We start from the raw sequence: 22,557 nt of genomic DNA on the forward strand, positions 1-22,557 counted from the left end.
GCCCCCAGACCCCCGCTTCGGCCCTTAAGGGGCCTTGTCCTCAAACGCCGGACGGGCTGAGAGCGTCGCCGCTGACCTTTTGATTGCCGCGTCCCGGCCCCGGACGTACCAGATGCCGATCAGGCCCAGGCCCGCGCCCGCGAGGCACGTCCAGATCCACCACTCGTGGTTGTGGTCCGCGTACCAGCCGTAGAAGGGGAGCTGGGCCAGGAAGAGGACGAACCAGAGGATCGTGCCGCCGGTGATGGTGGCGACGACGGGGCCCTCCAGGGGCTCCGGCGCCTCGTGCTTCGGTGTCCACTTCGCCATGGGCACAGCTTACGAGGTCGCTCAGGTGACCCCGTAAAACCTCTCCGTCTCCTCGACCGCGCTCTGGAAGCGCTCGTCGAAGTCGTTTCGGATGAGCGTTTGGATCACATAGTCCTGCACGCTCATCCCCCTCTTCGCCGCATGGTCCCGGAGCCGGTCGAGCAGCTCCCCGTCTATCCGCAGGCTGAGCACGCTGGTCCCCATGGAGACGAGGGTCGCGGGCGGGTGTGGGGCGGCGGGGGGCTTTTTGCGGTCGTTTCACTCGTACGGGTGATGTGAAGGTTCCGTGGCCCTTGTCACGGGCAGTTTGGCGCATTGCGGGTGGTCTTTAGTCAGAGTAATGAGTTACGCTAAAGAACATGCCGGACCTAACCCATGGCGACGACGCTGCCGCCGTGAACTCACTGCGCTCCGCCGTTATGCGCCTGTCGCGCCGACTCAAGCACCAGCGGGTCGACGAATCGCTGAGCCCCACCGAGATGTCGGTGCTCGGCACCCTCGCCCGCTGCGGCTCGGCCACACCGGGTGAGCTCGCCCGCAAGGAGCATGTGCAGCCACCCTCCATGACTCGTATCGTCGCGTTGCTGGAGGGCAAGGGGCTGGTCAGGCTGGAGCCGCATCCCGAGGACCGGCGCCAGAAGGTCGTCACCCAGACCGAGCGGGCCGAAGCGATGCTCGAGGAGAGCCGTCGCAGACGGAACGCCTGGCTGGCCGGCCTGGTCGAGGACCTCGACGAGGACGAGTGGGCCAAACTGCGCGCCGCCGCCCCCGTACTGGAGAAGCTCGCGCATCTGTAGCCGGCGCCCGGCTCGCAGTTGAAACCCGCGCATCACAGGCAGACCCCGCAAGGAGGCGAATCCCTTTGAGTCCGGGACCCGGAGCAGATTCCGCACCCGCACCAGCCACCCACGACACCCAGCCCACCCACGACACCCAGCCCACCCACGACTCCCAGCCCACCCACGACTCCCAGGGTCCCGCCCCGGCGGGTGCCCCCACCCGTACCCGTACCCGTACCTCGATGTTCAAGTCGTTGCGTGTACGCAACTACCGGCTCTTCTTTCTCGGGCAGGTCGTCTCCAACATCGGGACCTGGATGCAGCGCATCGCCCAGGACTGGCTGATCCTCAGTCTCACCGGGTCCTCCACCGCCGTCGGTATCACGACGGCGCTGCAATTCCTGCCGATGCTGCTCTTCGGCCTGTACGGCGGTGTCCTCGTCGACCGGCTGCCCAAGCGGCCCACACTGCTCGTCACCCAGACGATGATGGCCGTCACCGGACTGGTGCTCGCCGTTCTCACGCTCACCGGGCAGGTCGAGGTCTGGCACGTCTACCTCGCCGCCTTCGCCGTCGGTGTCGCCACCGTCGTCGACAACCCGGCCCGGCAGTCCTTCGTGTCCGAGCTCGTCGAGCCCGACCAGCTCCAGAACGCCGTCAGTCTCAACTCCGCGAACTTCCAGTCCGCCCGCCTCGTCGGACCCGCCGTCGCCGGTCTGATGATCACCGGGGTCGGCACGGGCTGGGCCTTCCTCTCCAACGGCCTCTCCTTCGTCGCGCCCATCGCCGCCCTCCTCCTCATGCGCGGCCGCGAACTGCGCGCCGTCGAGCGGGCGCCGCGTGCCAAGGGGCAGCTGCGTGAGGGGCTGCACTATGTCGCCGGGCGGCCCGACCTGATCTGGCCGATCGTCCTCATCGGCTTCATCGGCACCTTCGGCTTCAACTTCCCGGTCTTTCTCTCCGCGTACGCCGACGACGTCTTCGACGCGGGCGCCGGCGCCTACAGCCTCTTCAACACCCTCATGGCGGTCGGCTCGCTGGCCGGCGCCCTGCTCGCAGCCCGGCGCGGTACGGCGAAGCTGCGCGTCCTCGTCGCGGCGGCCGTGGCCTTCGGCTCGCTGGAGATCGTGGCCGCGGTGGCCCCGTCCCTGTGGATGTTCGCGCTGCTGATGGTGCCGCTCGGGATCGCCGGCCTCACGGTCAACGTCACGGCGAACACCTCGGTCCAGATGTCCACCGATCCGGCCATGCGCGGCCGGGTCATGGCCCTGTTCATGATGGTCTTCATGGGCGGTACGCCGGTCGGCGCACCCATCGTCGGCTGGATCACGGACCAGTACGGTCCCCGGGTCGGCCTCGCCTTCGGCGGCATCATCGCGACGGCCGCCGCTCTGGCCGTCGGCCTGGTCCTGGCCCGCGTCGGGGGCCTGCGGGTCAGTGTCGTACGGAACTCCGGCCGGGTGCGCGTCCGCCTCGTCAAGCGGGACGAGGAGCATGAGCAGGAGGAGCAGCCGGACGAGCGGCGGGGGGCGGTCGCCTCCGCGGCGTGAGTACGGTGAGCGCCATGAGGGCCACCAGTGCCATGAGCACGGTCAGACTGTTCGCCGCCGTACTGCCGCCCGAGGACGTGGCCGAGCAACTCGCCGCCGCCGTGGCCGGGTTGAGGAACCTGCCCGGCGCGGACGCGCTGCGCTGGACCGGCGTACCCGGCTGGCACTTCACCCTCGCCTTCTACGGCGAGGTGGACGAGGACGTCGTACCGGAACTGTCCGAGAGGCTGGCGCGGGCAGCGCACCGTACGGACGCGTTCGCGCTGTCGGTGCGCGGCGGAGGGCAGTTCGGGCACGGGCGGGCGCTGTGGGCCGGCGCCGCCGGTGAGGTGGCCGCGCTGCGGCTGCTGGCCGACCGGGCGGAGGCGGCCGGCCGGAAGGCGGGCGTGGAGATGGGGGAGCACCGGCGTTACCAGGCCCACCTCACCGTGGCGCGCTGCCGCGAGGCGTTCGAGACGGGGCCGTACATCGAGGCGCTGGACGCGTTCGCGAGCCGCACGTGGACGGTGGACGACCTGGCGCTCGTACGCAGCAATCTGCCGAAGTCGGGGGTGCCGGGGGAGCAGCCCCGGTACGAGGTGGTCGCCCGCTGGCCCCTCGGCGCGGCCGGTTAGGCTCGACGGCGTGAATCCGAAAATCCGGAACAGGGTAATGGCCGGCGCACTCGTACTGATGTTCGCAGCGGTCGCGGTGGCGGCGGCGCTGGGAAAGTGAGGCGGGCGTGCGCCGCAGGTCCTGACGTGAGATGACGCGGGCGTGCGCCGCAGGCCCTCACGGGGGATGACGCGGGCCTGCGCCGCAGGCCCTGACTCGGGCCCGCGTGGCCGACTTCGTCTCGGCTGGGCGGCGACGACCGACGACGCGAAACGGCGTGGCCGGCTTCGCCCCGGCGCAGGCGGCGGCCCGCGAGGGTCGGCCTGCTTCACCGGCTTTTCTGCCGGGCCGGCGTCGCAGGGCCCGCGTCACCGGCTTCGCCCCGGCCGGGCGGCGGCGGCTCACGGGGGTCGGCCTGCTTCACCGGCCTCTAGCCGGGCCCGGGTCGCCGGTCCCGACTCGGGTCCGCGTGGCCGACTTGGTTTCTCGGCCGGGCGACGCCGGCTCACGAGGTTTGCCCGCTTTACCGGTCTTCCAGCCGGCCCGCGTCGCAGGCCCTGATCCGGGGCCGCGTGGCCGACTTGGTCTCGGGCGCGCGACGCCGACCCGCGACGCCAGCCCGCACCGTCGCCCGCGACGCCAGCCACACCGTCGGCCCACGGCGCCAGCCACGGTGTCGCGCGATGCCAGCCACGTCGGCCCACGGCGCCAGCCACGGTGTCGGCCCGCGATGCCAGCCACGTCGGCCCGCGATGCCAGCCGCGCCGTCGGCCCGCGGCGCCCGGCTGGTATTGGGTCCGCGGCGCGGCCGCCGTCCACCTCCTGTGGCTGCTTACGGCCGCTCGGGGCTGATTCCCGCAGGTGAATGTCGCCGCTCGTGTCCTACCAGGCGAAGGCCTCCGGGGACGGGCCCGGGCCCGGGAAGATTTCGGCCAGGGCTGTCAGCAGCTCTTCGCTCAGCTTCAGCTCAGACGCCCGTACCGCCGACTCCAGCTGTTCGGCGGTGCGTGGGCCGACGATCGGGCCGGTCACGCCGGGGCGGGTGAGGAGCCAGGCCAGGGCGGCTTCGCCGGGTTCGACGCCGTGCTTCTCCAGCAGGTCCTCGTACGACTGGATCTGGGCGCGTGCGGCGGGGTCGGCGAGGGTGTCGGCCGCTCGGCCGCTCGTGCGCCGGCCGCCCTGCGCCTCCTTCTTGATGACGCCGCCGAGCAGTCCGCCGTGCAGCGGCGACCAGGGGATGACCCCGAGCCCGTACTCCTGCGCGGCCGGAATCACCTCCATCTCGGCGCGTCGCTCGGCGAGGTTGTAGAGGCACTGCTCGCTGACGAGCCCGATGGTGCCACCGCGCCGGGCGGCGATCTCGTTGGCCTGGGCGATCTTGTAGCCGGGGAAGTTGGAGGACCCCGCGTAGAGGATCTTGCCCTGCTGTACGAGCACGTCGATCGCCTGCCAGATCTCCTCGAAGGGAGTCGAGCGGTCGATGTGGTGGAACTGGTAGACGTCGATGTAGTCGGTCTGGAGGCGCTTGAGCGACGCGTCCACCGCGCGGCGGATGTTCAGCGCGGAGAGCTTGTCGTGGTTGGGCCACGCGTCGCCGTCGGCGGCCATGTTCCCGTACACCTTGGTCGCGAGGACCACCTTGTCGCGGCGGCCCTCGCCCTTGGCGAACCAGTTTCCGATGATCGATTCCGTACGGCCCTTGTTCTCGCCCCAGCCGTACACGTTGGCCGTGTCGAAGAAGTTGATCCCCTTCTCCAGGGCCGCGTCCATGATCGCGTGGCTGTCGGCTTCGTCGGTCTGGGGGCCGAAGTTCATGGTCCCGAGGACGAGTCGGCTGACCTTGAGTCCTGTGCGTCCGAGCTGCGTGTACTCCATAACTGTTCAGCCAACGTCGTGGAGTGCGCTCTAAGCAAGGGCGGGCAGGGGAGCCGGGCTGTGCGCGGGGCGGCGGACCTTGACACTAACTCGTAGTTAGTGCTTACGTATGCGCAGCGCCACTCGCTTTAAGTTTCAAGATTTCCCAAAGTTCGAGAGTCCGAGACAGGGAGCACCGTGACCCCCCACATGTCCGCCCCGCGCAACTCCGCCCGCCGCCGCGTCCTCGTCGCCGCGCTCGCCGTATCCGCCCTGCTGGGTGCCGCGACCGTGCCCGCCGTCGCCTCGCCGTCCTTCGGCGGGGGCCACGCCTACGGGCACGCCGGGTTCGGCGGGTACGTCGGTGACGGTGCCCGGCTCGAGTACCAGAAGGGCGTCGCCGTACGCGTCCTCAAGGGCGTGTTCGAGCGCGGTGACACCGCGATCGTCGACAGGTTCGTACGCACGGACTACATCCAGCACAACCCCTTCGCGGCCGACGGCTCCGAGACGCTGAAGAACCTCGCCGTGGGTGCGCACCAGCAGTTCCCCGAGGCGAAGTACGACGTCAAGCGGGTCATCTCCGAGGGCGACCTCGTCCTCGTGCACTCCAACGTCGTACTGACGCCGGGGACCAAGGGCTCGGCCGTGTTCGACATCTTCCGGTTCCAGGGCGGGAAGATCGCCGAGCACTGGGACACCGGGCAGAACGTGCCGGACACCAGCGTCAACGGCAACGACATGTTCTCCACGGTCAGCCGGCCGCAGACCGGTCAGCCGGGGTCGCGGTGGCTCACCGCCTACAACGAGAAGCTCGTGACCAAGGCGTTCGACCAGCTCATCGTCGACAAGGACCTGTCCGCGCTCGACAAGTACTGGGGTGCCGAGTACCACCAGCACAACCCCACCATCGCGGACGGCGTGGCCGGTGCGCGGGCGGGGCTCGGCGGATACTTCAAGGCGTTCCCGGAGCTGGCCGTCTCCCGTAAGCGGGTGGTGGCGGAGGGGGACCTGGTCGCCGTGCACAGCCACTACGTGAACGCGCCCGGCGAGCGCGGACAGGCCGTCGTGGACCTGTTCCGGGTGCGGAACGGGAAGATCGTCGAGCACTGGGACGTACTGCAGGACGTGCCGGCCACCTCGGCCAACGACAACACGATGTTCTGACGACCACATGATGTTCTGACCACAGCGCGGAGTCGCAAACAAGTGACGAGGCCGCCCGGCATTCCTGCCGGGCGGCCTTCCGCTGTGCTGCCTTCCGGTGTGCCGCTTTCCGCTGTGCGGCCCGCCCGGGCCGTCAGTGGTGGGCGAACATGCCCGGTACGTAGTCGCCGGCGGGCTGCTGGACGATCACGTTCACCCGGTTGAAGGCGTTGATCAGGGTGATCGTGAGGACCAGGGCGGTGAGCTGCTCCTCGTCGTAGTACTTGGCGGCGTTCGCCCAGGCCTCGTCCGTGACCCCGCCTGCCGCGTCCGCGATACGGGTGCCCTGCTCGGTCAGTTCCAGCGCGGCGCGCTCCGCGTCGGTGAAGACGTTGGCCTCGCGCCAGGCCGCGACCAGGTGGAGCCGCTGCGCGGTCTCGCCCGCGGCGGCGGCGTCCTTGGTGTGCATGTCCGTGCAGTAGCCGCAGCCGTTGATCTGGCTGGCGCGAAGCCGCATCAGCTCCTGCGTCGCGAGCGGCAGGGCCGAGTCCGCGGTCGCGTTGCCCGCCGCGATGAGGTGCTTCATGGCCTTGGTGGCGGCGGGGCTGGCGAAGAGGTTCAAACGGGCTTCCATGGTGGGCTCCTCCGTCGTTGGTGCCGTTTCGGCTGCTTCGGTGCTGCCTTGTGGGCGTTGCACACGTACGACGGGAGGGAGCGGGGGGATGTGACATGACTGGGCGAATGTGACGTGGGTCTCGTCGGTGCCCGAGGGTGGAGCGCGCGAGGTCTAGGGCCTGTTGTTTGGATCACGCCGGTTTCGAGCTGCGGCGCCTTTGTCTGCTGGTGAGCGGGGTGTGGTGCGTGCAGCTGCAAGGCGGAGGAGGGCGTCGACGCGGAGCGTCGGCAACCGACGACAACGCGGCAGATGCGCGTGCCACACCCCGCGGCCCAGGCGTGATCCAAACGACAGGCCCTAGTCGCGGGGGAACTCGTCCGTCTTGAGGGTGAGGCCGACGACGGTGTCGCCGAGGTCCACGTCGTCTCCGAAAGCGAGCTTCGTTTCGGTCGCGTACTCGCCGTTCTTGGGGTGGGTGTAGAGGAAGCACCTGCCCTGGTAGGGATCGGCGATGAGGTAGACGGGGACCTCGGCCTCGGCGTAGGCGGCCTTCTTGGGACCGTAGTCGTTGGCGGCGGTCTTCTTCGAGATCACTTCGGCGACGAACTCGACGTCCTGGTGTTGCCACAGGCCCTTGTCGCTCTTCTCCGCACTTTCGGTCATGAGCGTGACGTCGGAGGAGAAGCCGTTGAGATGGCCCGGGTAGTCGATGCGGACGTCGGACTTCACGCGCTTGCGCGGGTACTTCGTGCGCAGCTGATCGTAGATGGCTGCGATGATCTCCCAGTGGGTGTCCCGCTGCGGCGACATGTAGATGTTCCCTCCGACGATCTCGACCCTGTATCCGTCGGGGATGGGGCTCTTCTCAAGCCACTCGAACATCGTGTCGAGCGTCAGCTCTTCGCTGTTGTCGGCGATGTCGGCCATCTCGATCCTGTCTTCAAGGACGGTCATCGTGGCACTCCTCCCCGGCTGTGCCCCGGACGAGCGCAGCCGTGCGGTACAACGATACGCACGGTGACCATGGCACGGCAGGATTCGGTCAGTCGGTTCCGGACAGGTACGGCTCACCCACGCCCCACGCCTGGTACATCGCCTCCGCGAACGCCCCCGCGATCTTGTGCTCGCCGCTCGCGTTCGGGTGCGTGCCGTCGTACGTGTCGTGGTGGATGTCGTACGAGGGTGGGGGTGACGTCAGGAGCAGCGGGGAGCGGGGTTCGTCGAGGTCGGCCGCCGTCTTCGCCAGGAGTTCGTTGAAGCGGGCGACCTGGGCGGCGAAGGGCGGGTCCGTCTCCGCGCGGACGTTGGGGATCACCGGGAGCAGGGCGATGGCGATGCGCGGGTTGGAGCGTCGTGCCTCGGCCACGAAGAGGCGGGCGTTGGCGGCCGTCTGGTCGGCGTCCGTGTAGAAGCCCAGGTCGATCAGGCCGAGGGAGACCAGGAGAATGTCCGGCTTGTGGGCACGTACCGCGTCCGCGATCAGCGGGGCCATGTGCTGCCAGCCCTCGCCCCAGCCGGCCAGGTGGGCGCGCGGGAAGTCCGGGTCGGCGTACTCGTAGGAGTCGGCGGTGTCCGTCGCCTTGTCGTACAGCGCCTCGCGCGGGCCGACGATCCGGAACGGACCGCCGTACGTCTCCCGCAGGTGCTGCCACAGCCGGTAGCGCCAGGTGTGTTCGCCGGCGCTGCCGATGGTCATGGAGTCGCCTACCGGCATCAACCTGAGCATCCGCTCATGATGAGGGATGGGAGGAGGGCTGGGAGGGCGGTGGGGTGGGTGGGGTGTGTGAGTCGGGCCACGGTGTGGCGGGTGTATGTCGGGTTGGGGGGAGTTGTGCGCAGGGGAGCAGGGGAGCAGGGGAGCAGGGGAGCAGGGGAGCGGGGGAGCAGGGGGGAGCAGGGGGGAGCAGGGGAGGCGGGCGCGGGGGTGCGGGGGAGCGGGGGCGCGGGCATCCGGTCCGGCGGCCGTCTGACGGTCGGTCCGGTGGTCGGTCGGCGGTCGGCGGCCGTCTGACGGTCGGTCCGGCGGTCGGTCCGGCGGGCCGTCGGTGGTCGGGCGTGCGGTGATCCGGCGGGCGTTGAGGGGTCGCGCGCCCTGTATCGATCGCCGGGATGGCACGCTTGAGGGCATGCGCCGATCGCTCGCCCTCCTTGCCGGGGCCCTACTCGTCGGGGCGCTCGCCGCGCCCGCCTCCGCCGCCGATGGTGACGAGGGTTTCACCATCAAGGATCCGCGGATCACCGAGTCCAGCGGTCTCGCCGCGTCCCGCCAGCACCCCGGCGTCTACTGGACCCACAACGACAGCGACGACGGGGCCTTCCTGTACGCGATCGACAGCGCGACCGGGCGGACCGTCGCCACCGTCACCATGAAGGGCGTCGGCAAGCCCCGTGACATCGAGGCCATCTCCATCGGCCCGAACAACCAGATCTATGTCGGAGACATCGGCGACAACGACGGTGTGACCTGGGACTACGTCTGGATCTACCAGCTTCCCGAGCCCAAGGTGCTGAAGGACCAGACGATCCGTGCCACGCAGTACGTCGTGAAGTACTCGGACGGCTCGCGCGACGCGGAGTCCCTCGTGGTGCACCCGAAGACGGGGCGCGTCTACATCATCGACAAGCAGGAGGACGGCGGGCATCTGTACGCCGGCCCCGCCAAGCTCTCCTCCTCCGGCACCAACGTCTTCCGGCCGGTCGCCCCCGTCGACATGTGGGCCACCGACGCCGCGTTCTCGCCCGACGGGCGGCAGTTGGCCGTACGCGGGTACTTCGGGGGCGTCGCCTACTCGTGGAACGACGGCAAGATCAAGCGGCAGGGGCAGCTCGACGTGCCGTTGCAGCAGCAGGGGGAGTCGGTCACGTACAGCGTCGACGGGTCCAAGATCATGTACGGGAGTGAGGGCGCCGAGAGCGGTGTCGCGGCCGAGGACGCTCCCTCGTTCGGCAAGTCGGGTGACTCCGACTCGGGTGGGGGCAACGGGAGTTCGGCCTCGGGGGGCGGGGGAACCGGGAGCTCGGAGGGGAACGTCAGGACCGGGGCCATCGCTGTCGCCGTGCTCGTCGTGGCCTTTGTCGGGGTGAGGCGGCTTCGTCGGCGGCCGTCGTGAGGGCCGAGTGACTCGCTCGGGGTTGCCCTTGGGCGCGCGGTGTGAAGTGAGCGTCTGCCGCGAGTCTTGACGTGAGCATGTAGCGCCAGTTTCCTGGAAGTGCGCGGCGCATGGGAGCGCTCCCATCGATTCCGGGGCCGCGCCTCCCGAGAGGAGCGAGCGGCATGCCCCGCTTCCACCCCCGCGCACATTCCCGCTTCCATCCCCGTGTCCCTGAAGTTCCCGGCCGCTTTGGCCTCCCTCGTCTCCCTCGTCTCCCTCGTCTCCCTCGTCTCTCTCGCCTCCCTGGCCGGACCGGCCACTCCCGCCTCCCCCGGCTTCGTGGTCTGCGGCGAGCTCTGTGTACTGTCGCCGCCGTGCTCCTGCTGCCGCTGGGAGCCGGTGCGCAGGCCGTCCACGCGGCGGACGCCGGCTCGGCGGGCGTACGTGCCGTGGCCGCCGCCGGTGCCGGGTACTGGCACACCAGCGGGCGGCAGATCCTGGACGCGGCCGGGCAGCCGGTCCGGATCGCCGGCATCAACTGGTTCGGCTTCGAGACCGGCAACTACGTGGTCCACGGCCTCTGGTCCCGCGACTACAAGAGCATGATCGACCAGATGAAGTCGCTCGGCTACAACACCATCCGACTGCCGTACAGCGACGACATCTTCAAGTCCTCCACCGTCCCCAACAGCATCGACTTCAGCAGCGGCAAGAACGCCGACCTGCAGGGTCTGGGCTCCCTCCAGATCATGGACAAGCTGGTCGCGTACGCCGGCCAGATCGGCCTCAAGGTCATCCTGGACCGGCATCGGCCGGACGCGGGCGGACAGTCGGCGCTCTGGTACACCTCGGCGGTGCCCGAGTCGACGTGGTTGGCCAACCTGAAGGCGCTGGCGGCGCGTTACTCCGGTCAGGACGCGGTCGTCGGCATCGACCTGCACAACGAGCCGCACGATCCGGCCTGTTGGGGCTGCGGCGACACGACGAGGGACTGGCGGCTGGCGGCGCAGCGGGCGGGCAACGCGGTGCTCTCCGTGAATCCGCAGCTCCTGGTGTTCGTGGAGGGCGTGCAGACGTTCAACGGGGTCTCCGGCTGGTGGGGCGGCAACCTGATGGGCGTCGCGCAGTACCCGGTGCAACTGGATGTGGCCAACCGGGTGGTGTACTCCGCCCACGACTACGCGACGAGCGTCGCCCAGCAGAGCTGGTTCAGCGACCCGTCCTTCCCCGCGAACATGCCGGGGATCTGGGACAAGTACTGGGGCTACATCTTCAAGCAGAACATCGCGCCGGTGTGGGTGGGGGAGTTCGGTACGACGCTCCAGTCGACCGTGGACCAGCGGTGGCTGGCGGCGCTGGTCGACTATCTGCGGCCCACCTCGACCTACGGCTCGGACTCCTTCCACTGGACCTTCTGGTCCTGGAACCCCAACTCCGGTGACACCGGCGGGATTCTGAAGGACGACTGGGCGACTGTGGACACGGTGAAGGACGGGTACCTGGCGAGCGTGAAGGCACCGGGCTTCCCGGGGAACGGCGGTGGCGGTGGCGGTGGGGGAGGAGGGGGTGGTGGCGGTGGTGGCAGTACGGCGGCCTGCGCCGCCACCTACGCCGTCAGCAGCGACTGGGGCGGCGGGTTCAACGCCGAGGTGAAGGTGGCCAATTCGGGCACGGTGGCGCTCAAGTCCTGGAAGGTGACGTGGACTTGGAGCGGTTCACAGGCGGTCACGAGCATGTGGAACGCCTCGTACACACAGAGCGGCGGGACGGTCACCGCTGTGAACGCGGCTCACAACGGGAGCGTGCCGGTGGGGGGTTCGGCGAGCTTCGGGTTCGGGGGAGCACCGGGGGGTGGAGGTGTGCCGACGGTGAGCTGTACGGCGACGTGAGGGTGGGAGGGCGCGAGGGCGCGGGTGCGTGATCACTGTGGCACTGTGGCGGCATGAACCAGCCGACCCTCTCCCGGACGCGCCCTCATCCCGGTCAGGTGATCGTCCTGACCGGGCCTCCCGGAGCCGGCAAGAGCACCGTGGCGAGGCTGCTGGCCGATCGCCTCACTCCCAGCGTCCACCTGCACGGCGACGACTTCTGGGGCTATATCAAGCAGGGCCGGCTCGCGCCCTACCTGCCCGAAGCGCATCAACAGAACCAGGTGGTCCTCCGGGTGCTGGTCTCGGCGGCGTTCGGCTACGCCGACGGCGGCTACCAGGTCGTCTGCGACGGCATCGTGGGGCCCTGGTTCATCGACCTCTTCCGCGAAACCGCCGGGGAGCGGGCCCTGCCGCTGAGCTACGTCATCCTCCGGCCGGGCCAGCGCACCACCCTGGAACGGGCGCAGAGCCGGCCCGACGGCGCATTGACCGACCCCGAGCCGATCCGCTCACTGCACGACCAGTTCAGCGACCTGGGCCCCTACGAGGCCCACGTCCTGGACTCCACCGGGCTGACCGCCGAGTCGACCGCCGACAGCGTCCTGCAGGGCGTCGCGACGGGCGCGTACCTTCTCAAGCCCCTTGCGGCGCACGGCGGTTAGGATCTACGGCGACATCGCGTGTCGGTCACCGGCCGGGTGAGGCATGGAGGTGTCGGGACATGCCTTCGGAGGCATTCCTTGTCAGTCGAGTTGAACCACACGATCGTCCATGCCCGGGACAACCGGGAGTCCGCGGAGTTCTTCGTGAACCTGCTGGGCCTCGAGATCACCGCCGAGTGGGGACCGTTCATCGCGGTCGAGCTGAGCAACGGCGTCACCCTGGACTTCGCCACGATCCCCGCGGAGCGGATCACCCCCCAGCACTACGCCTTCCTGGTCTCCGAGGAGGAGTTCGAGGCGGCGTACGCGCAGATCAGGCAGCGCGGAATCGAGCACTACGCCGACCCGCGCCGCCAACAGCCGAACACGATCAACCACAACGACGGTGGCCGAGGCGTGTACTTCATGGACCCGGCCGGCCACGCGATGGAACTCATCACCGTGCCGTACGGGGGTTGGTCCGCATAGGGTTCTAGCGGTCCGTGCCGAAGTAGCGGTCGCCGAAGTCGCCTATGCCGGGCAGCATGTACGCGTGCTCGCTCAGCCCCTCCTCGATGGCGGACGTCACGATCCGTACGCCGGGGTAGCGCTCGCACACGGCGGTGATGCCCTCCGCCACGGTGATGAAGTTGACGAAGACGATGTGCTCCTCCGGTACGCCGAGCCCGCGCAGGACCTCGATGGCGGCGACCGCCGTGCCGCCGGTCGCCAGCATCGGGTCGAGCAGGAGGACGTGGCGGTCGGCGATGTCGTCGGGGAGCTTCGTGTAGTACAGGTGCGGTTGTTTGGTCGTAGGGTCCCGCTGGATCAGGATCTTCCCGATCCTGATCCCGGGTACCACCGCGCGTAATTCGGCCTCCATGCTCTCGCCGGCGCGGATGATCGGCACCGCGCACAGTCCGCCCGCGAAGCGCAGCCCCGGGTAGGTGCTGCCCACGGGGGTGGTGACGTCGTACGGCTCGAAGGGCAGGAGGTTCAGGGCAGCCTCGGTCAGCAGACGGATGATGCGGCCGGTGTAGAAGACGAAGTCCTCGCGGCGGGCGTGGCGGTCGCGGACGACCGTGTGCAGGGCGCGCAGTTGGTCGGTCTGCGGGAGCAGGTGGACGTTGCGGTCCAGGTACGTCTGAAGTGTGGTCGTGGGTGTGGTCGTGGGTGTGGGCGTGGGTGTGGGCGTCGTCGCTGTGACAGTCGTGGGGGCGGTCGCTGTGGTCATGTCGGGCTCCTTCGGGGCGAGTTGGGAGGGGGTCAGTCGACCGGCGGCTGTTCGAAGGTCGCGGGCAGTTCGGGTGTCGCGGTGAACTGGCCTGCGGCGACCCGGTAGATGGACCGGCCGCCCGTGCGGTGCCACATCGCGCGCATCACGTAGACCAGCTTCGGGTTGTGCTCTTCCTCCTCCTCCGCGGCTCGTGCGACCAGCCAGTCCCACTCGCGGGCCCAGCGCGGGTCGCTGACGTCGTCCATGGCCGTGTCGAAGAGGCTGTCGAGTGCCGTCAGTTTTCCGGGCAGGGAGAAGTGGCCGCGGGAGAACAGGACGCCAAGGATGCCGGTCCAGTAGCACTTCACGGCTTCGGGGCGCTGTTCCTCGGGGAGGGCGTCCGCGATGTGCCGCATCGCGTGCAGCGCGGTCATGAGGTGCAGCAGGAGGAAGTCCCCCGGCTCCGCCAGGTAGAGCAGGGTGACCAGGTAGCCGAGCTGGTCCCAACTGGCGTCGGTGTCCTGGTCGTTGACCCAGGTGGGCGTCTCGTAGATCCGGGGGTGGCCCTCGCCGAGCATGCGGTCGATCCGGTGCTGGAGTCCGGACCTGAGCAGCTCGGGGTGGGTGTCGGCCGTCGTGTCGTCGACCAGGTTCTGCACCCAGGCCGCGAGTTGCGGTCGGTTGTCGTCCCAGAAGCGGGCGATGCGCAGCAGCGAGTCCTTGGGCCGCTCCGGGCCGTAGGCGTCCGTGACGACGGTCCGCTCCGGGTGGCAGTCGACGTGGGCGAAGGCCAGGTAGGCGATGCCCTCGATGGCCATCCAGCGGTTGCCGGCGTCCAGTGCCCAGCCCAGATGGATGGTCGCGTGCTGGAGGGCGCCGACCCAGCCGGAGAGCAGGCGCGGCAGGTAGCGCCGTAGCATCTCCGGCATTCCGAGTTCCCGCTCGCGACGGTCGAAGAACTCGCAGAGGGCGGCGAAGTCCTGGCGTTTGCCGATGAGTTGGAGCCAGTTGTCGTCGTCGACGGTCTGCTGGGGTGCCCGGGCGGGCTCCACGGGGCAGCCGTACGGGGTGAGCGTGACGTAGTTGTCGTGGTAGGCCTTGATCCGCTCCGGGGCGATGCCCAGGCCGGCGAGGGCCACGACGGCGTGTTTCACGTGGTTGGTGAGGTGACCGTTGAACTCGATGTGGTGGGTACGGTCGTTCAGCATGTCCTCGACCAGCGTGTTTCCGGCCGAGCTGTGCGAGTCCGAGCTGTTCTCGGCCGGGCTGCTGTAGGGCAGTGTGCCGATGATGTGCGCCACGACCTCGGGGAACGTCTCGGCGACGTACGTCGGGCGGGCGGACTCCAGTTCCGGCCGCTGGTGCACCCCGTAGGTGACCGCGACCGAGGCGATGCCGGCCGCCTCGGCCATCCGCAGGTCGTGGGTGGTGTCCCCGACCATAACGGCGTGTTCGGGGCGGGCGTCGAGCTGTTCGAGGATCCGCAGCCCCGACTCAGGGTGGGGTTTGGGATAGGTGACGTCGTCGGCGCCGATCAGGACGGTGAAGAGGTCGCGCAGGCCGGCCGCGGCCAGCAGTGCGTCGGCGCTGGTGTGGAACTTGCTCGTGGCCACCGTCAGCACGACCCCCGCGCGGCGCAGTGCGTCGAGGCCCTCGGGAACACCGGGGAAGACCAGCGACCGGGCCCGGGGCAGGATGACCGTACGGAACGCCTCCTGGTAGCGGGCGACGCCCTCGGCGACCCGGGGGTCGTCCTGCGGCATCCCCAGCAGCTTGGCGAACGCCTGCTCGAGCGGCAGGCCGATGGTCGCCCGGATGTCCGCCGGATCCCGGGGGTCGGCGCCCATCGTCTCGAAGGCGACCCCGAACGCCTCCACGATCGCCCGCGGTGAGTCGACGAGCGTTCCGTCCAGGTCGAACATCGCCACGCGGGTCACAGCTGCCTCCTGGGGCTGGGCCTGGGTCCGGCCCTGAATGTGGGTCTGGGTCTGGGTCTGAGGGTGGGGCCGAGGGTGGGTTCGGGCTCGGGGCGAGGGCCGGGGCACGGGCTGCGCCGGGTTCACCCGTTCTGCTCGCGTCGGAGACGGGCGTGGGCCGCGGCGAGCCGGCCGCCGACCTCGGCGGTGTGGATGAGGACGGCCATGTTGGCCAGCGCGGACCGTCCTTCGGTGGCGCGGTCCACGGCACGCATCACGTACTTCGTGACCGCGCCGCCCCGCACCCCGTCGGCCGAGGCGCTGTCCAGGGCCGAGGTGATGGCGGCCTCGATGTCCTGTCCGTCGATCGCGTCCTCCTCGCGGGTGGGGCTGGTGATGAGGACACCGCCCGGGTTGCCCAGGGCCCAGTGGGTGTCGACGGCACGGGCGATCAGGGCCTCGTCGTCCAGGCGCTGGGGGGCGCGCAGTCCGCTGGAGCGGCAGTAGAAGGCGGGGAAGTCGTCGTAGCCGTAGGAGATGACGGGGACGCAGTGGGTCTCCAGGAACTCCATGGTCAGGCCGAGGTCGAGGATCTTCTTCGCGCCGGCGCAGACGACGGCCACCTTCGACCGGGTGAACTGGATCAGGTCCGAGGAGACGTCCATGGTGGTCTCGGCGCCGCGATGGACGCCGCCGATGCCCGCCGACGAGAAGAAGGGGATGCCGGCGAGTTCCGCCGCGACCAGCGAGGACGCGACGGTGGTGGCGCCCATGCCGCCCGAGGCGAGGACGGCGGCCAGGTCTCTGCTGCTCACCTTGGGGATGCCGGGGGTGGCGGCGAAGCGCTCGATGTCCGCGTCGGTCATCCCGACCAGGATGCGGCCGTCGTCGATCCCGATGGTCGCCGGCACCGCGCCGCCGGTCCGTACCGCCTCCTCCACCTTGCGGGCGGTCGCCGCGTTGTCGGGGTAGGGGAGGCCGTGGGTGATGACGTTCGACTCCAGGGCCACCACCGGGTCGCCGTCGGCGAGCGCCGCGGCCACCTCGTCGGTGAACACCAGGGGCACCGGACGGTGTCCGCGTGCGGGGAGCGTCATGGAAGGGTCCTTACTGGAGAGGGGGCCGTGGTCGGGGCGGTGATCGGGGTGGAACTGCCGGGGCAGGCAGGTCAGTAGTTGGGCGTCTTGCGCAGCAGGTCCTGCCGGTCGACGATCTCGGGCACGTAGACCCGCTCGTTCCACACGTCCTGGGTGACGGGTTCGAGGGCGATGGAGACGACGTCCTCCCTGCAGCCGAAGGCGTTCCGTACGGCAGCGGTGACCGCGCTGAGCAGTTCGAGTTCCTGCTCCTCGGTGATGGGCACCGGGAAGTGCTTGATGTTGATGTGGGGCACTCCGACCTCCTGGAGAACGGCGCGGGCCACCTGGCCCTGATGCGGGGACGGGGACGGGGACGCGTATGTGGACGGGGCGGGGGCGGTGAGACGGGCGTTGACGAGGGCGGCGAGTTCGGCTGCGTACGGCTCGCGCAGCAGTTCGTAGTGGCCGGCCCGCAGTTGGTGAACGGCGGGCGGGTGGACCGAGAAGCCGCTGCGGCGTTCGCTGCGCTCGATGAAGGAGTAGTTGTCGTCGGAGGCCTTGACCAGCGTCACCGGGGTCTCGAGGCGGCGTCCGGCCAGCTCCTCGAACTCGTAGGTGAAGGAGTAGGTCTGCCGGACGACGCCCGTGACGGCCCGTACGAGGTCCTCGCCGAGGCCCGGGAAGCGGGCGGTGACGAAGGCGACGAAGGTCTCCTCGTCGCGGACGGTCCGCAGGGCCTCGTCCAGTGCCGGGCCGCTGACCGTGCCGGCGAAGACGGAGAAGAGGATGGCGAGGAAGGCCCGGTCACCGAAGTCCGCGCGGCCCGAGGCGCCTTCGGCGTCCTGGGGGCGCAGCCGGGGCTGGCCGGGGGCGACGAGGAACAGGTGCTCCACCTGTTCGCCGGCCTGTTCCAGCTGGTACGCCGCCTCGAAGGCGACCCTGGCGCCGAACGAGTAGCCGCACAGGAGGTAGGGGCCGTGCGGCTGGATCTCCCGGATCGCCTCGACGTCCGCGGTCGCCATCTCACGGACCGTGGCGTACGGGACCTCGCCGCTGTTGATGCCGTACGCCTGCACACCGTGGACGGGCCGGTCGGTGCCCAGGGCGGTGGCCAGCGGGCGCAGGTTCATGGGGTAGCCGCCGAGGCCGGGCCAGCAGTGCAGCGGGGTGCCGGCGCCCTCGGGCTGGAGCGGCACCAGCCGGGTCAGCGGCGCGGCCGTCTCGGCGTCGAGGCGGGCGGCGAGCTTCTCGACGGTCGGGGCCTCGAACAGCACCTGGAGCGGCATCGCCCGGCCGAAGTCCTTGTTCAGCCGGCCCACGAGGGCCACGGCGAGCAGGGAGTTGCCGCCCAGCTCGAAGAAGTCGTCGACGACGGAGACCTGTTCACGCTTGAGCACCGCCTGCCAGACATCACGGACCCGGCGCTCCGAGCGGGTGCGGGGTGCCATGAACGCACGCCCTGACAGGGCCAGTTCGTTCTGCTGGGACGCTTCGAGGGCCTTGTTGTCGATCTTCCCGTTGGCGGTGAGAGGCAGCTGGTCCAGGACGACGATCCGGTTGGGCAGCATGTAGCGGGGCAGCAGCCCGGCCAGGTCCTCCTTGATCAGCTCGGCCGGTCCCTGCATGTGGACCGAGTCCTCCTTCATGTCCTCGCCGCGCCACTGCTCGTCGCTGACGCGCCCGCCGACGAAGAAGTACGACGGTCCCGTGGGCAGCCCGAGGTCGGTGAGGATGCGGCCCAGCCGCTTGGCCGAGGGCAGGTCGTTGCCGGACCTGGAGCTGTAGCCCGACGACATGAAGCCGAGGCCGAGATCGTTCATCTGGAGGCGCTGGAGCTTGCGGCCCAGGTCGAGGTAGTGCCGCCAGGAGTCGGGGCCGGTGGCGACGAGACTGACACCGAAGGCCGCCCGTGCGTAGACCCGCTGGTTGATGGCGATGACATGCTTCTTGAGGACCACGTCCTCGGAGATGTGTACGAGGTCGCCGTCGGCGTACCGGTAATGGCCGGCCGGGAGGCCGTCGACCCGGCCGGAGTGGGCCTGGACGTAGATGTCGAAGGCGTCGCTGTCGCCGTTGCCGCTGTGAGTCTCGGCGTCCTCGGCCGTGTCACGCGGCAGCAGCTCGAATGTGCCCAGGTAGTGGTCCTCCTCGGCGCAGTCGAGGCGGTCCTTGACGGCGGGCCGGTACTCCGCTGCGGCGATGCCGAGGCCGTGGGCCGGCAGCACCTCCTCGAACAGGCCGACCATGTGCCCGGCCTCGATCTCCAGGACCTCGCGGATGTTGTTGCGGTAGACCGGCTCGATCGCCCGGTGCTTGCCGAGGAAGTGGACCCTCGCGTGGGGTGCCTGGGGTGCCTGGGGTGCCTGGGGTGCCTGGGGTGCCTGGGGGGCTCGCGTGTCCGGGAGGGGCGGGCCGATGAGCACCAGGTGGTGGTGGAGCGGGTGGTAGTAGTACAGGCCCGCGGGGATCTCGCCCACTCCGCTGAGCTCGAGGTACAGCTGCGTGGCGTAGAGGGAGCCGGGGGAGGCGTAGGCGTACTTGGGCAGCAGCCGCTGGTCGCTGACATGGTGGCCGAATTCGCGCAGGATCGCGCCGAGTTCGGCCCGGCTCAGGTCGGCGGGGGTGCGCGCGGGGAGCTGCGCCCGGGCGGGCGGGTTCAGCAGCCGCAGGATGTCCTCCCGGCCGACCGCCCCGCCCTCGTAGAAGCGGTAGGTCTTGCGGGCGAAGGCACGGGCACGCTGCTCGGGGGTGGCCTCGGCGCCGGGGAGTTCGACCACCGGCCGGCCGTCGAGCTCGGCGGTGTCACGGGAGCCGGAGTGCGACAGCTGGGCCCTGACCTGGAGTCTGCTGCGCTTGGACTGGTGGTGGGAGCCATGGTTGCCCTGGTCCATCAGGGCGGCTTCCTTGGGGTTGAGTTCGACGAAGGCGACCAGGTTCTGGAACCCGGTGGCGTCGTCGTCGCGCAGCAGGACGGCCGCGCCGCGCACCCAGTCGTGGGTCTCGATCGTCTGGCGTATCTCGTCCAGTTCGACCCGGTAGCCACGGAGCTTGACCTGGTTGTCGGCGCGGCCGACGAACTGGACGGTGCTGTCGGCGTTGAAGTGGGCCAGGTCGCCGGTGCGGTAGAGGCGGGCTCCGGGGGCGGCGGAGAAGGGGTCCTCGACGAACCGGTCGGCGGTGAGGTCGGGGCGGCCGAGATAGCCGCGGGCCACCTGGATTCCACCGATGTGCAGTTCGCCGATCTCGCCGATCGCGACGGGCTTCCCGTTCGGGTCCAGGATGTGGAACGTGGTGGCGCTCACGGGTGTGCCGATCGGCATGGTGCGCGGTCCGTCGTCCACCGCCGCACGGTCCACGACGAAGGCGGAGGCGTTGATGGTGCACTCGGTGGGGCCGTAGAGGTTGACCAGGCGGGTCGCCGGCATCGTGTCGAGGCACTGGGCGGCGAGGCTTCGGGAGAGCGCTTCGCCGCCGCTGAAGATGTGGCGCAGCGAGTGGCAGCCGGCGAGGTCCTCGGTGTCGAGGAGCGCCTGGAGGAGGGTGGGGACGCACTGGAGAGCGGTCACGCCGTGCCGCTCGATGGTCGCGATGATCGCCGCGGGGTCGCGGTAGACGCCGGGGGCTCCCATCACCACCGTGCTTCCGCAGGCGGGGGCGAGGATCTCCCACTGCGCCGCGTCGAAGCTCATCGGTGTCTTCTGCAGGATGATCTCGCCGGCGTCGATTCCCTGGTCGTCGTGCAGCCAGCGCAGCTGGCTGACGATGCTCCGGTGCTCGACCATCACACCCTTCGGCTTCCCGGTGCTGCCGGAGGTGTAGATGACGTAGGCGAGGTCGTCGGGCCGGGGCCGGCCCCAACTCCTTCCCCCACCCTTTTCTCCGAATTCCTGCCCGCCCTTTTCCCCGCCCTTTTCCCCGCCCTTTTCCCCGCCCTCTTCCCTGTCCATTTCCGATGTCCGGAACACCTCGTCGAGGGTGACGGTGCGGACTCCGGGCGGGGACAGTTCCTGAAGGGCGGGCCTGAGTAATTCCTGGGTGAGGACGATTTCCACTCCGGCGTCCGCCATCATGTACGCGATCCGCTCTTCGGGATATTCGGGGGAGAGTGGCACGTAGGAGCCGCCGGCCCACAGAATTCCCCAGATGTTCGTCATCAGGTCGAGCGACGGTTCCATGAACACACCGACGCGGCTGTCCCGGTTGACGCCGGCCCGCCTCAGGAAGGTTCCCAGCTCCTGGCTGCGGCTCACGAGCTGTGCGAATGTCAGGCTCTCGGTCTCGTGGACGACGGCGATCCGGTCCGGGGAGAGGCGTGCCTGTTCGGCGATGAGGTCGGTCAGGCAGGTGGTGGCGAGACGATTACCGGGCATCACATCTGTGCTCACTGGTTTCCCTTTTCCGCATGATTTGGGCATGGCTGGAGAAACGATGGTTCTTGTGGTGCGAGTGCTGGTGCGGTTTTCGGAATTTCTCGCCGGCCACTGTGTGGGGCGGCTTCTGCAGCAGTTGTGCGCGAACCGAATTGTGCGGGGCAATCTTTCTGCTGCGTACTTGCTAAATCGTAGAACTATTTTCGCCGTACAGTCAATGGGGTTTTGTTTTTCAGCCGATCTGGCGATTTCGGCCGGCCAGCAGGCCTGCCGCGATCTGGACCAGGGTCAGCAGCAGGATGAAGGACAGCGGGAGCCGCCAGCCGCCCGAGTGGTCGTAGAGGACGCCCACGGCGACGGGCCCGGGGATCGACAGCAGATAGCCGAAACCCTGCACGAAGCCGGAGAGACGGACGACGGCGGTGCCGTCCCGGCCCCGCATGCCGATCATCGTCAGGGCCAGTGGGAAGGAACAGTTGGCCACGCCCAGGAGGAACGCCCAGAGCCAGGGCGCGGTGGCCGGATCGGCCCAAAGCCCCGCGTATCCGGCCAGGCCGCACACGCCGATGGCCGCGGCGATCCCGCTCTGGTGGCTCAGTTTCCCTGCGACGGCGGACAGGGCGAAGGACAGGGGTACGCCGAGCAGTGAGGTGCCCGAGAAGAGCAGGCCCGCGGACTGCGCGGAGAGTCCGGCGTCGCGGAAGATCTGGGGCAGCCAGCCGATGATGATGTACGCGGAGCTGGCCTGCAGCCCGAAGTAGGCGGTGAGCGCCCACGCGGTGGGGTCTCGGGAGAGCCGGACCGGGGCCGGGGCCTGCTGCGGGGCGTTCGCGTCCGCCCTGCCCGTGTCCGGTGGGGGCCGGCGGCGGGCGAGGGCCAGCCAGGGGGGCACGGCCATGGCGGCCAGGACCGACCAGGCCCCCAGTCCGTACCGCCAGTCGCCGCCGAACGCCTCGGTCAGCGGGACGGTCACGGCGGCGGCGGACGAGGCGCCGGCGTTCAGCGCCATGGAGTACAGGCCGGTCATCGCGCCCACCCGGTCGGGGAAGCGTTCCTTGACGACTGCCGGAAGCAGCACGTTGGCGATGGCGATGCCCGCGAGCGAGAGGGCGGTCAGCGCGACGAACAGGGCGGCGTCGGTTGCCAACGGCCGTAGCGCGAGGCCTGCCGTGAGTACCGCTGCCGCGGCGGCGATGGCGCCGGCCGCGCCGTAGCGCCGGGCCAGCAGCGGGGCCGCCGAGCCGACCAGGGCGAAGCACGCGGCGGGGATGGAGGTCAGGACCCCGCTCAGTGTGCCGCTCATGGAGAGGCTGTCGCGGACCTCTTCGAGGACCGGCCCGAGGCTGGTGACGCCCGGCCGCAGGTTCAGCGCCGCGAGTACGAGCGCCGCCACCGCGAGGCCGCTCACTTTGCGGGAGGTGCTGAGGGGAGCGTGGGGGGTGGGTCGGCCGGGTCGACTGGATCGACTGGATCGACTGGGGTGCGAGGCGTGCCGGTTGAGCTCACTCTTCGACATAGGCCCTA

At 69.7% G+C, this 22,557-nt stretch carries 19 protein-coding genes; 8 read left to right on the forward strand and 11 right to left on the reverse strand.

What is annotated here, in order from left to right:
• Positions 1-24 precede the first annotated feature (24 nt).
• Positions 25-309, reverse strand: a complete 285-nt coding sequence (locus ABZ855_RS13445) for a DUF2530 domain-containing protein (RefSeq protein ID WP_360805723.1) — start codon at positions 307-309, stop codon at positions 25-27.
• Between the two features lie 21 nt (positions 310-330).
• Positions 331-513, reverse strand: a complete 183-nt coding sequence (locus tag ABZ855_RS13450; protein ID WP_360805726.1) for a ribbon-helix-helix protein, CopG family — start codon at positions 511-513, stop codon at positions 331-333.
• Positions 514-668: 155 nt separating this feature from the next.
• On the opposite strand from ABZ855_RS13450, the gene ABZ855_RS13455 reads away from it, so the two are divergent.
• The 3 genes from ABZ855_RS13455 to thpR all read left to right on the forward strand — a co-directional run bounded on the left by ABZ855_RS13455 (position 669) and on the right by thpR (position 3,252).
• Positions 669-1,106 (forward strand): MarR family transcriptional regulator, encoded by a 438-nt coding sequence (locus ABZ855_RS13455; RefSeq protein ID WP_055531761.1) that lies wholly within the window; start codon positions 669-671, stop codon positions 1,104-1,106.
• 65 nt (positions 1,107-1,171) lie between these two features.
• A complete protein-coding gene (locus ABZ855_RS13460; protein ID WP_360805729.1) occupies positions 1,172-2,638 on the forward strand; it encodes an MFS transporter in 1,467 nt (488 codons plus the stop codon).
• A gap of 14 nt (positions 2,639-2,652) precedes the next feature.
• Positions 2,653-3,252 (forward strand): RNA 2',3'-cyclic phosphodiesterase, encoded by a 600-nt coding sequence (gene thpR, locus ABZ855_RS13465; RefSeq protein ID WP_360805732.1) that lies wholly within the window; start codon positions 2,653-2,655, stop codon positions 3,250-3,252.
• An 862-nt stretch (positions 3,253-4,114) separates the two neighbouring features.
• On the opposite strand, the gene ABZ855_RS13470 is transcribed toward thpR, so the two are convergent.
• Positions 4,115-5,107: an aldo/keto reductase gene (locus tag ABZ855_RS13470; protein ID WP_360805735.1), complete on the reverse strand. Its 993-nt coding sequence runs from the start codon at positions 5,105-5,107 to the stop codon at positions 4,115-4,117.
• A 189-nt stretch (positions 5,108-5,296) separates the two neighbouring features.
• On the opposite strand from ABZ855_RS13470, the gene ABZ855_RS13475 reads away from it, so the two are divergent.
• Positions 5,297-6,253, forward strand: a complete 957-nt coding sequence (locus tag ABZ855_RS13475) for an ester cyclase (protein ID WP_360806270.1) — start codon at positions 5,297-5,299, stop codon at positions 6,251-6,253.
• Positions 6,254-6,386: 133 nt separating this feature from the next.
• On the opposite strand, the gene ABZ855_RS13480 is transcribed toward ABZ855_RS13475, so the two are convergent.
• The 3 genes from ABZ855_RS13480 to ABZ855_RS13490 all read right to left on the reverse strand — a co-directional run bounded on the left by ABZ855_RS13480 (position 6,387) and on the right by ABZ855_RS13490 (position 8,574).
• Positions 6,387-6,866 carry a carboxymuconolactone decarboxylase family protein gene (locus ABZ855_RS13480; protein ID WP_360805738.1) on the reverse strand — a complete coding sequence of 160 codons (480 nt, stop codon included), beginning with the start codon at positions 6,864-6,866 and terminating at the stop codon, positions 6,387-6,389.
• A 339-nt stretch (positions 6,867-7,205) separates the two neighbouring features.
• Positions 7,206-7,802: a Uma2 family endonuclease gene (locus ABZ855_RS13485; protein ID WP_360805741.1), complete on the reverse strand. Its 597-nt coding sequence runs from the start codon at positions 7,800-7,802 to the stop codon at positions 7,206-7,208.
• A gap of 88 nt (positions 7,803-7,890) precedes the next feature.
• On the reverse strand, positions 7,891-8,574 hold the full coding sequence (locus ABZ855_RS13490) for an SGNH/GDSL hydrolase family protein (RefSeq protein ID WP_360805744.1): 684 nt from the start codon (positions 8,572-8,574) through the stop codon (positions 7,891-7,893).
• A gap of 400 nt (positions 8,575-8,974) precedes the next feature.
• On the opposite strand from ABZ855_RS13490, the gene ABZ855_RS13495 reads away from it, so the two are divergent.
• From ABZ855_RS13495 to ABZ855_RS13510, 4 genes are all read left to right on the forward strand, one after another.
• Positions 8,975-9,958 (forward strand): WD40 repeat domain-containing protein, encoded by a 984-nt coding sequence (locus tag ABZ855_RS13495; protein WP_360805747.1) that lies wholly within the window; start codon positions 8,975-8,977, stop codon positions 9,956-9,958.
• Positions 9,959-10,314: 356 nt separating this feature from the next.
• Positions 10,315-11,829: a cellulase family glycosylhydrolase gene (locus ABZ855_RS13500; protein ID WP_360805750.1), complete on the forward strand. Its 1,515-nt coding sequence runs from the start codon at positions 10,315-10,317 to the stop codon at positions 11,827-11,829.
• 53 nt (positions 11,830-11,882) lie between these two features.
• On the forward strand, positions 11,883-12,473 hold the full coding sequence (locus ABZ855_RS13505) for an AAA family ATPase (protein WP_360805753.1): 591 nt from the start codon (positions 11,883-11,885) through the stop codon (positions 12,471-12,473).
• Between the two features lie 78 nt (positions 12,474-12,551).
• Complete coding sequence (locus tag ABZ855_RS13510; protein WP_360805756.1) at positions 12,552-12,941, forward strand: VOC family protein; 390 nt, start codon at positions 12,552-12,554, stop codon at positions 12,939-12,941.
• 4 nt (positions 12,942-12,945) lie between these two features.
• Here ABZ855_RS13510 and upp read toward each other — a convergent pair whose 3' ends face one another.
• The 5 genes from upp to ABZ855_RS13535 form a co-directional block, all read right to left on the reverse strand.
• Positions 12,946-13,686: a uracil phosphoribosyltransferase gene (upp, locus tag ABZ855_RS13515; RefSeq protein WP_360805759.1), complete on the reverse strand. Its 741-nt coding sequence runs from the start codon at positions 13,684-13,686 to the stop codon at positions 12,946-12,948.
• Between the two features lie 32 nt (positions 13,687-13,718).
• Positions 13,719-15,605, reverse strand: coding sequence for an HAD-IA family hydrolase (locus tag ABZ855_RS13520; protein WP_360805762.1), 1,887 nt, complete (start codon positions 15,603-15,605; stop codon positions 13,719-13,721).
• Between the two features lie 122 nt (positions 15,606-15,727).
• Entirely contained in the window at positions 15,728-16,681 is a 954-nt protein-coding gene (locus ABZ855_RS13525; RefSeq protein ID WP_360805765.1) for a pseudouridine-5'-phosphate glycosidase, read from the reverse strand.
• 71 nt (positions 16,682-16,752) lie between these two features.
• Positions 16,753-21,033: an amino acid adenylation domain-containing protein gene (locus tag ABZ855_RS13530; protein ID WP_360806273.1), complete on the reverse strand. Its 4,281-nt coding sequence runs from the start codon at positions 21,031-21,033 to the stop codon at positions 16,753-16,755.
• Between the two features lie 232 nt (positions 21,034-21,265).
• Positions 21,266-22,441: an MFS transporter gene (locus ABZ855_RS13535; RefSeq protein WP_360805768.1), complete on the reverse strand. Its 1,176-nt coding sequence runs from the start codon at positions 22,439-22,441 to the stop codon at positions 21,266-21,268.
• Positions 22,442-22,557: the final 116 nt, after the last annotated feature.

The organism is Streptomyces sp. NPDC047042, assembly GCF_040644035.1.
Classification (GTDB): Bacteria; Actinomycetota; Actinomycetes; order Streptomycetales; family Streptomycetaceae; genus Streptomyces.

Coding starts and splice junctions, on each gene's coding strand:
- thpR (WP_360805732.1), top strand. CDS start 2,653: ATGAGGGCCACCAGTGCCATGAGCACGGTCAGACTGTTCGCCGCCGTA.
- ABZ855_RS13490 (WP_360805744.1), bottom strand. CDS start 8,574: ATGCTCAGGTTGATGCCGGTAGGCGACTCCATGACCATCGGCAGCGCC.
- ABZ855_RS13455 (WP_055531761.1), top strand. CDS start 669: ATGCCGGACCTAACCCATGGCGACGACGCTGCCGCCGTGAACTCACTG.
- ABZ855_RS13485 (WP_360805741.1), bottom strand. CDS start 7,802: ATGACCGTCCTTGAAGACAGGATCGAGATGGCCGACATCGCCGACAAC.
- ABZ855_RS13475 (WP_360806270.1), top strand. CDS start 5,297: ATGTCCGCCCCGCGCAACTCCGCCCGCCGCCGCGTCCTCGTCGCCGCG.
- ABZ855_RS13445 (WP_360805723.1), bottom strand. CDS start 309: ATGGCGAAGTGGACACCGAAGCACGAGGCGCCGGAGCCCCTGGAGGGC.
- upp (WP_360805759.1), bottom strand. CDS start 13,686: ATGACCACAGCGACCGCCCCCACGACTGTCACAGCGACGACGCCCACA.
- ABZ855_RS13450 (WP_360805726.1), bottom strand. CDS start 513: ATGGGGACCAGCGTGCTCAGCCTGCGGATAGACGGGGAGCTGCTCGAC.
- ABZ855_RS13525 (WP_360805765.1), bottom strand. CDS start 16,681: ATGACGCTCCCCGCACGCGGACACCGTCCGGTGCCCCTGGTGTTCACC.
- ABZ855_RS13530 (WP_360806273.1), bottom strand. CDS start 21,033: ATGCCCGGTAATCGTCTCGCCACCACCTGCCTGACCGACCTCATCGCC.
- ABZ855_RS13480 (WP_360805738.1), bottom strand. CDS start 6,866: ATGGAAGCCCGTTTGAACCTCTTCGCCAGCCCCGCCGCCACCAAGGCC.
- ABZ855_RS13495 (WP_360805747.1), top strand. CDS start 8,975: ATGCGCCGATCGCTCGCCCTCCTTGCCGGGGCCCTACTCGTCGGGGCG.
- ABZ855_RS13505 (WP_360805753.1), top strand. CDS start 11,883: ATGAACCAGCCGACCCTCTCCCGGACGCGCCCTCATCCCGGTCAGGTG.
- ABZ855_RS13470 (WP_360805735.1), bottom strand. CDS start 5,107: ATGGAGTACACGCAGCTCGGACGCACAGGACTCAAGGTCAGCCGACTC.